The 6,519-nt window shown below is 62.8% G+C and carries 5 protein-coding genes and 1 pseudogene; all 6 read right to left on the bottom strand.

Going from position 1 to position 6,519, the window contains the following annotated elements; genetic code table 11:
* Positions 1 to 522: pseudogene (locus ACILRN_RS15080) on the bottom strand (D-alanine--D-alanine ligase); the annotation flags it as partial.
* On the bottom strand, positions 519 to 1,451 hold the full coding sequence (gene murB, locus ACILRN_RS15085; protein WP_395689658.1) for a UDP-N-acetylmuramate dehydrogenase: 933 nt from the start codon (positions 1,449 to 1,451) through the stop codon (positions 519 to 521). The pseudogene ACILRN_RS15080 and the gene murB, both read right to left, overlap by 4 nt.
* Positions 1,448 to 2,863 carry a UDP-N-acetylmuramate--L-alanine ligase gene (murC, locus tag ACILRN_RS15090; RefSeq protein ID WP_395689660.1) on the bottom strand — a complete coding sequence of 472 codons (1,416 nt, stop codon included), beginning with the start codon at positions 2,861 to 2,863 and terminating at the stop codon, positions 1,448 to 1,450. The genes murB and murC overlap by 4 nt, the downstream gene beginning before the upstream one ends.
* Entirely contained in the window at positions 2,860 to 3,960 is a 1,101-nt protein-coding gene (gene murG / locus ACILRN_RS15095; RefSeq protein WP_395689662.1) for an undecaprenyldiphospho-muramoylpentapeptide beta-N-acetylglucosaminyltransferase, read from the bottom strand. Before murG ends, murC begins: the two co-directional genes overlap by 4 nt.
* A gap of 6 nt (positions 3,961 to 3,966) precedes the next feature.
* On the bottom strand, positions 3,967 to 5,109 hold the full coding sequence (locus ACILRN_RS15100) for an FtsW/RodA/SpoVE family cell cycle protein (RefSeq protein ID WP_395689666.1): 1,143 nt from the start codon (positions 5,107 to 5,109) through the stop codon (positions 3,967 to 3,969).
* On the bottom strand, positions 5,096 to 6,519 hold a 1,424-nt coding region (gene murD, locus ACILRN_RS15105; protein WP_395689664.1), incomplete at its 5' end, for a UDP-N-acetylmuramoyl-L-alanine--D-glutamate ligase. The genes murD and ACILRN_RS15100, both read right to left, overlap by 14 nt.

The raw sequence follows: 6,519 nt of genomic DNA on the forward strand, positions 1-6,519 counted from the left end.
ATCGCCGAATATATGCCGTTCGTCCAACACCTCCCGCGCAGGACCGTTGGACGTCTCAAGCACGATATGCACGCCGACACTCGAACCCTCCGAGACCGGCTTGATCACATAGGGTGGCGGCATCGGATGACGCGTGGCAACCTCTTCGAGCGGCACGAGCATGCTTTCAGCAACCGGAATCTGCGCAGCACGAAAGATCGCCTTGGACTTTTCCTTGTGCATGGCAAGCGATGAAGCCAGCACGCCGGAATGGGTGTAGGGAATTCCCAGCGTCTCGAGAATGGCCGCGCAGCAGCCGTCCTCTCCCCATTTGCCGTGCAGTGCATTAAAGGCAACGTCCGGCCTCAGGTCCTGCAGACGCGACATGATGGTCTGGCGCTCAACGTCAATGGGCACAACCTGAAAACCAGCCCGGCTCAGCGCCCTGATGCAGCCGTCGCCTGACGCAAGGCTCACGTCCCGTTCAGCCGACCAGCCTCCCATCAGAACGGCGACCGTGGTCTTGGCGGGCACCCTGCTCATGCGCCACCGCTACCGGCGAGGCCGATACGCTTGATTTCCCAGTCGAGATCGATCCCCGATCCGGACTTGACCCGCGCCCGAATGGTTTCGCCCAGTTCCTCGATCTGGGCCGCCGTGGCCCCGCCCTCGTTGATGAGGAAGTTGCAGTGCAGTTCGGAGACCCGTGCCGGACCGATCGCAAAACCACGAAGGCCCGCCTGATCAATCAACTGCCAGGACTTGCGACCAGGCGGGTTCTTGAAAGTCGATCCGCCAGTTCGGCTCTTGACGGGCTGAGTTGCCTCACGGCTTTCGGTGATCTTGTCCATGGCGGCGGCAATCTCCGCGGCATTGCCGGGACGGCCCTGAAACAGCGCCTGAGTGAAGATAAGCCCCTCGGGCGCGCCACAGTGGCGATAGCTGTAGTTCATGTCCGCATTGGACAGCACGTGAATGTTCCCCGACCGGTCAACGGCACGCGCCTCGACCAGAATGTCCTTCGTCTCGCCGCCATAGGCCCCGGCATTCATGCGCAAGGCGCCGCCGATGCTGCCCGGTATACCTCTCAGAAAGGTTAACGCATCGATGCTTTTGTCGAGGGCGAATCTTGCAACCCGCACGTCCAGCGCTGCGGTACCGGCTCGGATGCGCTGGCCGGGCTCTTCGACGACATCCGCGAAGCCCCTGCCCAGACGGACCACAACCCCGGGCACGCCACCATCACGCACCAGAAGATTCGATCCAACACCGATCACGGTGACAGGAATGTCGGCCGGTGTCGCCCTGAGGAAGTCCGCCAGATCAGCTTCATCGGCAGGCGTGAACAGGACCTCGGCCGGCCCGCCGGTACGAAACCAGGTGAGATCCGCCAGCGGTGCATTGGCCTCAAGCCGCCCCCTCACCGGCGGCAGCCGCCGCAGCAAGGCCGATCCATCAAGCCTCTGCGTCATGTGCCAGCCTTGTCGAAAGCTTCAAGCTGACCAGGCAGCGCATAGGCCCATTGCGTGATGGTGCCAGCACCGAGGCACATGACAATGTCACCGGGCTTCGCCAGACGGCGCACCAGCGGCGCCAGCTGCTCGGGCTTGTCGATGGTGTGCACGGCACGATGGCCGCGCGAGCGCAGGCCATCAGCGAGCGAGATGTGGCTCACACCATCGATCGGCGCCTCTCCGGCCGCATAGACAGGCGCGAGGATGACCGTGTCGGCATCGTTGAAGCAGGTACAGAATTCCTTGAAGAGCGAGAACAGGCGCGTGTAACGGTGCGGCTGCATCACCGCGATGACCCGTCCCTTCGCAACCCCGCGCGCAGCGCGCAGCACTGCGGAAATTTCTACAGGATGGTGGCCATAATCATCGTAGACGGCAATGTCGTTGTGGCTGCCCGTGCGCGTGAAGCGGCGCTTGACGCCGGTGAAGCTCTTGAAGCCCTTGCGGATGTCGTCATCAGACATTCCAAGCTGCTTGGCCACAGTGAGAGCTGCCGTCGCATTGAGGGCATTGTGATCCCCGGGAATGGCCAGGCTGAGATTGCCAATGTCGTGCGTTTCGCCGCTGCGCCGGTTGGTCAGGCGGACGGCAAAGCGTGTCTCGCCATCCTCGTAGCGAACGTCCATCAACCGTACATCGGCTTGCGGGCTGCGGCCATAGGTGATCACGCGCCGATCACGCACCTTGCCGATCAGTTCCTGCACAACCGGGTGGTCGATGCACATCACCGCAAAACCATAAAAGGGGATGTTCTCGACAAAGGCGAGGAAGGCCTCCTTGGCCCTATCGAAGGTGCCATAGTGGTCAAGGTGCTCAGGGTCGATGTTGGTGACGATCACCACATCGGCAGGAAGCTTGACGAAGGTGCCGTCAGATTCATCGGACTCGACGACCATCCAGTCACCCTTGCCGAGGCGCGCATTGGTTCCATAGGCGTTGATGATGCCGCCGTTGATCACAGTCGGGTCGAGGCTGCCGGCATCGAGGAGCGCTGCCACCAATGATGTTGTCGTCGTCTTGCCATGAGTGCCGCCCACTGCGACGCAGGACTTGAAGCGCATGAGTTCAGCAAGCATTTCGGCACGGCGCACCACGGGCAGGTAGCGGTTGCGGGCTTCGACGAGCTCGGGGTTGTCTTCCTTGACGGCGGACGACACGACAACAACTTGTGCATCGCCAAGATTTTCGGGGCGGTGACCGATGCTGACGGCGATGCCGGCCTTGCGCAGCCGCGCCACGTTGTAATTGTCGGTGAGATCGGAGCCCTGCACCGTGTAATTCAGCGTGGCCATCACTTCGGCAATTCCGCTCATGCCGATTCCGCCAATACCAATGAAGTGAATGGGGCCCACATTACCCGGAAGTTTCATGACTGCTGTTTCCCTGCGATCCGTTCGGCAAGATCGGCAAGCCGCTCAGCGGCGTCGGGTTTGCCGTGGCCGAGTGCTGCTGCCGCCGCCTGTTCAAGCGTGCGCTGTTGAGAGCGCAGTGATGTCAGAAATTGGGCAAAGGCCCGGGGTTCGAGACTTGCCTGTGGATGAACCCAGCCGGCCCCCGCCTGGGCAAAGCTCTCGGCATTGCGCAGCTGGTCATTATCGATGGAATGCGGCAGCGGCACCATGATGGCCGGCCGGCCGATGACGCCAAGCTCGGCAATGGTCGACGCACCCGAGCGGCAGATCAGCAGATGAGCTCCCGCGATGCGCCGTGGCATGTCCATGAAGAAGGCGCTCAGATCGCAGCTGACGCCAAGCCGGGCATAGGCCGCGCTGACCTCCGCCATGTTTTCCGGCCTGACCTGCTGAGTGAGACTGATCGCCTGGCGTTCAGCTCCCGTCATGGCTTCAAACACGCGGGGCATGAAGTCGCCGAAAAACTGCGCGCCCTGACTGCCGCCGACAACCAGCAGATTGAACCGGCCAAGGGCTGGATAAGGCGCTGCCGCCTCACGCAGTACGATGCCCCGCACCGGATTGCCGGTGAAAACGAGTTTGCCATGCGCCTCGGCCGGCAGACCGATGAGGTTCGGAAAGGACGAGGCGACGGCATCGGCCCAGCGGGCGAGGATGCGGTTGGCACGGCCCATCACCGCATTCTGGTCGTGGATGCAGGTTGGTATGCCAAGCCGCGCGGCGGCGGCCAGAGGGGGCAAAGAGGGATAGCCGCCAAAGCCAACGACGGCACCCGGCCGGAGCTGCTTGAGAATAGTGCGTGCGGTTCGATAGCCTGCGAGGAGACGCCAGGCTCGGCGAGGCGCCAGCCACGGCCTCGACAGGCTCAGCGTGGCCGAGGGAACGATGTGCGTGGCCTCGGCCGGGAACGACTTGCCATAGTCCCGCACCCGCTCATCGGTCATCAGATGAATGACATGGCCGCGCCTGCTGAGCTCTTCCGCCAGGGCCTGTGCTGGAAACAGGTGTCCGCCAGTGCCGCCGGCGGCCAGAACGAAGGATGTCTTCGCCCGCATGTCGCTTCAGCCGTAAACCGGGTGCGGCTGCCGGGCGGGAGCGGTTGCTCCGTAGCGCTTGCGCGCCAGCGCCAGGACGAGTCCCATGCCAAAAGCCATGCCAACGAGTGAGGAGCCACCATAGGAAATGAAGGGCAGCGTCATGCCCTTGGCGGGCAGCAGCGCCGTGTTGACGCCCATGTTGATGATCGCCTGCAAGCCAAACATCAGCGCAAGGCCGCTCAGTGCCAGCGCCGCAAACGGGTCGGGCTCATGTTTTGCGCGCGCCATGATCTTGAGCACGACGAAGGCAAACAGGGCAAGCAGCAACAGGCAGGCGATAAGACCAAACTCCTCGCCCACAACAGCAAAGCTGAAATCAGTATGGGCATCGGGCAGAACCAGCTTGGCCTCACCGCCGCCGGGACCAGTCCCCATCAATCCACCATTGCTGAAGGCCTGCATGGCGGTATCCACCTGGAACGTGTCGCCCTTGTCCGGACTCATGAAACGGTCAATGCGCGAGCGGACATGTGGAACGAACTCATAGGCGAGAAACAGGCCGGCACCTGCCAGTGATGCAAGCCCGATCACCGTGAACCACGAAATGCCATAGATCAGCAGCATTGATCCAAAGGTCAGCATCACCAGAGCCGTCTGGCCAAAATCCGGCTGCAGCACAAGCAACGAGACAAACACCGCCGCCAGCAGGAAGGCCACGACCTGGCCAGGCATTTCTGGACGGCGGACATGCTCGGCGAGGAACCAGGCCACGACGATCACGAAGGCGGGCTTGGCGAGTTCAGAGGGCTGAAGCGTTATCGGCCCAATGTCAATCCAGCGATGCGCGCCCTTGATCTCAGGCCCAAAAAACAGAGCCGCCAGCATCAGTGCCAGAGCGACAAAAAACACGACCAGGCCTGCCCGACGCACGAGACGCAGCGGCAGAAAGGACAGCGCCACAAGACCCGGAACCGCAAATCCCAGATAGAACAACTGGCCCTTGATGAAGTGGAACGTATCTGCGCCGATACGCTCGGCAACCGGCGGACTGGCCGCCATGCTGACCAGAACACCCAGTGCCATGAGCAGCAAGAGGGCGAACATCAGGCCGCGGTCCACCGTGAACCACCACTGGGCAAGCAGGCCGCGGTCGCTACGTCCGAGCAGCATGGGCATCTCCTGGAATTGTCATTACGGCGCCAGGGAGGCGTGACACGGCCTCGACGAAGGCGTCCCCCCGTACCTCAAAATTTGGATACTGATCAAAACTTGCACAGGCCGGCGAGAGCAGCACGACCGCACCGGGCCTGTCCGAAACGGCCGCGTCGCGCAGCGCCGCTGCCACCGCCCGGTCAAGCGTGGCACAAATCTCGGTGGGTATGGCCCCGCCAATCTCCGCAGAGAAACTCTCTGCCGCCTGGCCGATGAGATAGGCGCGAGCAACCCGGCCGAACAACGGCTTCAGGGATTCGATGCCACCCGACTTGGCAATGCCACCCAGGATCCAATAGATGTTGTCGAAAGACGAGAGTGCCTTTTCTGCCGCATCGGCGTTGGTGGCCTTGGAGTCGTTCACGAAGATCACCGGCCCAACCCGTCCCACCTGCTGCATGCGGTGGGCGAGACCCGGAAAGCTTTGCATGGCATCAGCAATCGCCCTGACCGGAACACCAAGCGCCCTCGCTGCGCCGTAGGCCATGCAGGCATTCTGCCAGTTGTGCCGCCCCCGAAGGGCCGGCATGGCACGCAAGTCAATCTCGGCGGCGGGTTCGCCCGAGCGCCGGTCACGAAGGATGCCATCCGGTGCGCTGATCCCGTCCGCGAGCAAGGTCGTCACAGATACGGGGCGCACATCAGCGCCGGTTGCAACCGCCTGACGCGCAATGGCGGCGCACCAGACGTCATCAACCCCGCACAGCACCGTGTCGCCACTGCCCTGGCGCGCAAACATGCGCGCCTTGACCGCGGCGTAATTCTCCATCGTGCCATGCCGGTCGAGGTGGTCCGGCGTGAGGTTGGTGAGAACACCGACGTCAGGCCTGAGGCCCGGCATCAGGTCAATCTGAAACGAGGAAAGCTCAAGAACATAGATGCGACCGCGCACCGGTTGACGCAAAAGGAACACCGCCTTGCCGATGTTGCCGCCGACTTCAGCATCAAGCCCGGCGGCGGACAGGACGTGGCCAGTGAGCGCTGTTGTCGTCGACTTGCCGTTGGTGCCGGTAATCGCCACGAGACTTGAGCCTGCCAGGGCCGCCTCGCGGGCAAAGACTTCCGTGTCGCCGATGACCTCAATGCCGGCGTGACGGGCCTTGAGAACCGTCCAGTGCGGCTGAGGGTGGGTGAGCGGCACGCCAGGGCTGAGCACGAGAGCGTCGAGCCCGCGGAAATCAATCGAGTGAAGATCGCTCACCGGAAGGCCCGCCGCCCGCGCCTTTTCGACGGCTGGCGCAAAATCATCCCAGCCATGGACCTCGGCACCGCCGAGTTTCAGCGCCTCGATACAGGCGGTGCCGGAGCGCGCCAGCCCGAAAACAGCGATCTTCCTGCCCTTGAATGTGATCGCCGGGAACACAG

It is taken from the genome of Aestuariivirga sp. (genome assembly GCF_044238155.1).
In the GTDB taxonomy this organism is placed as follows: Bacteria; Pseudomonadota; Alphaproteobacteria; order Rhizobiales; family Aestuariivirgaceae; genus Aestuariivirga.